Source organism: Fructobacillus fructosus KCTC 3544 (assembly GCF_001438695.1).
Taxonomy (GTDB): Bacteria; Bacillota; Bacilli; order Lactobacillales; family Lactobacillaceae; genus Fructobacillus; species Fructobacillus fructosus.
Map to the genome: position 1 here is coordinate 9,963 of NZ_JQBH01000016.1, position 4,807 is coordinate 14,769.

General features: G+C 42.3%; 5 protein-coding genes. All 5 read right to left on the reverse strand.

The features are described 5' to 3' along the window. Positions 1–331: 331 nt before the first annotated feature. A complete protein-coding gene (locus IV71_RS07990) occupies positions 332–505 on the reverse strand; it encodes a hypothetical protein (protein WP_010691247.1) in 174 nt (57 codons plus the stop codon). Between the two features lie 10 nt (positions 506–515). Beyond that, positions 516–1,352: a minor capsid protein gene (locus tag IV71_RS07035; protein ID WP_010691250.1), complete on the reverse strand. Its 837-nt coding sequence runs from the start codon at positions 1,350–1,352 to the stop codon at positions 516–518. Then, on the reverse strand, positions 1,342–2,892 hold the full coding sequence (locus IV71_RS07040; RefSeq protein ID WP_010691252.1) for a phage portal protein: 1,551 nt from the start codon (positions 2,890–2,892) through the stop codon (positions 1,342–1,344). Before IV71_RS07040 ends, IV71_RS07035 begins: the two co-directional genes overlap by 11 nt. 9 nt (positions 2,893–2,901) lie before the next feature. Further along, complete coding sequence (locus IV71_RS07045) at positions 2,902–4,185, reverse strand: PBSX family phage terminase large subunit (RefSeq protein ID WP_010691253.1); 1,284 nt, start codon at positions 4,183–4,185, stop codon at positions 2,902–2,904. Continuing rightward, on the reverse strand, positions 4,172–4,807 hold a 636-nt coding region (locus IV71_RS07050; protein ID WP_056995058.1), incomplete at its 5' end, for a terminase small subunit. The genes IV71_RS07050 and IV71_RS07045, both read right to left, overlap by 14 nt.

Genomic DNA, 4,807 nt, shown 5'->3' on the forward strand with positions numbered 1-4,807 from the left:
GTCCTTCATGGTTTCTTCCCACTTAGCACGAGCCTTCGCCACTCGACGTTCTGCCTCTTGTTCAGCTAATTTGTTAGCCTCCTCTTGCGACAGAGTTTGTGTTTCTTGTTGGCCCTCCCCACCTTGTACTTCGGTTTCTTGGTCAACTTGCGTATCAACTTCTTGCGACATGTCGTCCTCCTACATAAATTCACAGTAGCTTGCACAGTTTCCACCTAATGGCACACCCTCCACTCGCTACTCCGTTGTTATGGTGCTTTTAACGACTTCCCAGGTCGATTTATGTACTAAAAAAGCACTCACAATTAAGTGAATGCTTTCAACTTGAATATTAACTTCCTGTAATTACATCAGACAATCGTGATTTACCAATCAGAAGCTGAACATCCTCATTTAAATCTGGGTCACTATATTCAACTTGAACATAATCTTTTGTTTCGCTTACTGTTTGAATATCACTAATAACCTTTCTATCGCCATTTTTTGTAACCAGCGTAAGTGTCATATTATTTCTCCTAATCCTCATATACTGTTGTGTCCGATTCGTCGACCGCTACTACCGAGCAGCGGCAGTTAGGATGCTTTGGAATTACATAGCGCCCAGATCCGAAGCTGCTTGCTTTGAATTGCTTGCCATCTAGTTCCATACACAACTGACACGAACCAGCGCCTGCCACCCATTCGAGTTTCTTGTAGCCAGCAGACTTAATTGACTTGACTTGTTGGTCAGCGGATACTCTAGCACCTTCTGTACGCAAGATACGTTCCGCCTCATACCTTGACACACCGTAGCGGTCTTTAATCTGCTTGGTGTAGTTCGTAGGGTTCTGGCTATCAAGTAAGGATTCACGCAAGATGTTAGACATGTCAGTCCGTAGCCGTGTTTGATTACTCCAAATACGGTCAGACCATTTAACGCCTTTGATACCTTGGTCAATGACTTTCTTAGTAATCTCTTGTACAGCCGTGTCATATACTTTTCGTCCAAAATCAGCCGTTACTTTGACCTCATTCTTAAGTGACTTGCCAACATAACTAATTGCCTTTAAAGCAACAACTGAAGTAAACACCATTAGTCCATACTCCAATAGCTGGTCAACATTGTTCACCTGTACCGTCTTGATACCATTCTGGATAGCGTAATGGTCTATCTCAATTACCAATTCACTATCCGGATATTGTGAGTAGTCTGCTTGGTCGAAATCATCGTACTCATCGTTAAAGCTACCCCACCACGCTAAGAAGGCTTGCTGATTGTTGGCAATCATCTTGTTAAGCTCTTTAACTGATTGATTATCAGCTATCGCTCGTTGGTTGGAAAATTGTAGTCCTAAATCATGATTACTCGTCATCTTCATCACCTAGCTGTGAGGTTTTATCCTGCAAGCGCTTCATCTCCTCCTGCATGGCATTCACTGGCTCATTTTCACGCTCTCGCATCGTTTCAAGCTCATTAGTGTCAATACCAGGGGCATAACGGTCTAAGTACTCATGAGGGAACTTAGCGCCTGATTGTTGCAATACTTGAATAGTAGCGACATCATCTGTTGGCAAGTTATCAGTAAACATAAAATTAATGTTCTGATAGTCCAACTTCCATGGACCAGAAGCTGCCTTTTCTAAATCTTCAACAATGCCATAGATTTCACTTAATCCCTTAGAAAATGATCGGCGCTTAGCCTTGGCTAATTGAATAACGCCTAGCTGCTTATATTGCATTGCCACACCAGAGGCATTACTTGCGAAGTTTTCATCCGAAACATCAGGCGTGCGAGAGAATGAGTGAATGTTCTTGTACAGGCGGTTCTTGTAAGCTTCAACACCAGCCGTATCGTATTGCTTATGAATGTAATCAGCAGATACTGTCGTCTGTTGACCAGAACCAGTAGAACCAGATTTCAAGAAGAGAGTACGAGCTTCTTTAATACTTGCCATTAGCTTCTTTTTTTGTTCAGCTAACTTTTCTAAGTATTCTTCATCATCTGGATTGCCAAACAATTCAGCACCATCGAGCAAATCATCAATGTCACCCTTAATAACAAGCATGGCATCGTTGCTATCCTGCATGTAGTTAGCCGTGTCAGACTGTGCAGCATCATAAGCATCAATCAAGCTAATAACACCATCAAAGTCGCCCATCCGTTGCGTGTTATTCCAAAATTCAACAACTGGAAGAGTGGATAATTGGTCCGTTTTAGCGACGGTGTACCCATTAACAACTGTCCCATCAGCAATTGCTACAGGTTCACTAATCGTGTATTCACTATCTGTCCACGTCTCAATCACATATTGTTGATAATCTAAATTATCGTCAATCTTTGACTGTTCCGTATAGCGAACGGCCATAATTGGCACTGGGTCCACGTCATTGGAATAAATCATGAACGTGTTAGCAGGACTAAGTCGAGTAATCTTCTCGACATCCCCATCACGGTAGACATTAGCAAAGGCTCGCCCATACTTTGACATGTCGCTAAACAGGTCATAAAAGAGTGAATCCACACCATTTTCATGGTTAATCTTGTCTAACTGTTGGTGCTCGTCCTCTTGGCCATTGTGGTCTTGATCAACACTAATATTAATTGGGTTACCAACTGAGAAAGCAGTATGAAAGTCGACAATTTCTTGAGCGAATGGATGACCTAATCGTACATCAGCACCATACTCATCAATACGCCGACTAGCTTCGCTGTTAATCTTGGTATTAATACCCTTGTAATAACTGTCCAGATTAAGCAATCGAGGGCGTTGCTTGTTGTAATGGTGCTTGATGAATTCGCCCACACGTTTTGGCGTTAAGTTGTTAAGGTCTTCTTGATACTGCATTAACGCATGGTGCAAGTAACGCTCCGCCTTAGTTTGATAGCTACTGTCTGCTTCTAGTGTTTCCATATACTACTCCTATCGCAATCCCAAATCGTTGACTGCTTTAACACGTTCTCGATAATTCATGTACTTTCCTTGACTATTGGTAAAAATGATTGGTTCAAGCGCATAACCTAATGCTTGAATAGCATGATCATTGCCATCTTCTGGCTTATTCAAGAACTTTCCGAACTTGTCCTTCTGATAAGCGAATGTACTCATTTCATCAACCAGGTAACTAGCACTTGGATGGATGTGATAGTGATAATTCTTCATGAACTCCATACGCTGCACATTGGAGTCTTTACCCTTTCCCACAGGGACAATCGTTTTAAGACCCTGTGCGTGAAGCTCTCCAATCGTTCTTGGTTCTGCGCTGTCGGCATACACCTTGCCCCTCAATGCACCACTACGAGCTAGTTTACGAGCCATAGGATAACTTAACATCCCCGTTTCGTAAAAGCCGTCATAGACGTATATATCATGGTCTTTCACTATCGCTTTAACAAAGGCGGTCGGGTCATGAGTGAACCCAAAATCGAGCCCCATAATGTGACGACCCTGAACCTTGCTTATATCAAAGTTCTCAAGCTCAAATAGGCCTTCAAAGACAAGCCCTTCTGCAATACCCCATTCGCCATCTACAGCTACTCTGGCTCGATTAGGGTTGCGCTTTTTAAGCTCCATCATGTTATCGATGAATTGTTGGTCCAAGTGGCTGTTATTCTTGTAAGTTGTGGTAAAACTCAATGCGCCATTGCGCCTGGTCTCTTCATCAAAGAACTCTTCTTTTAGCCAGTGGCGTTCTGACCATGGGTTGAAGGTTAATATATGCTGGTAGTAGCCACCATCAGGCAACTGGCCACGCAATGATTCAACAACAGTTTGGAAGTCCTCTTTACTCTTTAGTTCGTATGCTTCTTCCCACCAGGCACGGCACAAATAGCCATTCTCAGCACTAATAGACGTGATTTTCAAAGGGTCATCCATGCCTCGAAAGTAAATCTTTTGTCCAGTTGATTTCATGGTGATTTCAAGCGGACTAACTGTGAATTTAAAAAGGTCACTCAACCCTAATAGATTGATGACCTTCTTCAAAGTGTTATATGTTGATTCCTTGTTTGTGTTCTGATACTGACGAATAACCAGCCAATTAACATATGGCAGTCGCAACATCTCATAGATAACGTTGTATGCCTGCGCCCACGACTTACCAGAACCACGAGCACCCTTAATGGCAACAAATGGATCATGACTGGCAAACAATTGATAATATGCCCGGTCAACTGATTTATGAAAGTTTAAATCAATCTCCGTCATGCTTAATCTCCTCAAATGAGTCCATGTTAATGATCATCTCACCATTGTTAGTCCCGCTATCAAATACACCCTTGCCATTCAAATACTCCAGTAACTCCTTACGAGCCTTATTGCGATCATGCAATTCGACAATTGGACCATCTTTGCCAACAGTAATCTTCTTAATAGCCTTAGTATCGACTTTGGCCTTATCTTTTAAGGCAACCCACGACTTGTGTCCCGTCAGCTCTTTTCCAGTTGTTTCATCAGTATATTGAAACTCATCAGAACCCCAATCGGCATACGTTCCAATATCAGCTTTGGCCTCTTTTGCCATATCATCAACCAACGAAAAAACGTCTATGTCGAGCTCTTTTAATCGAGCCTGACGTAGACGTTTAATTTCTATTTTTATTCCAGCATTTTCCAGCAATCTCGGACCATTAGTCTTGGCTATATTGTAGGGTACATCGTAAGCATCGATATATGCCTGTGTCGCATTAGCAAGTCTCACATACTCCCTAACAAAGGCTTTTTGCTTGTCATTTAGGTCGCTATCTTCTAGCTCTTGAATTGACGGATGCAACTCTTTTTTGTGTGCACACTTTTTTGTTTTTGTGTGCACACTTTTTTCAACGGGTGC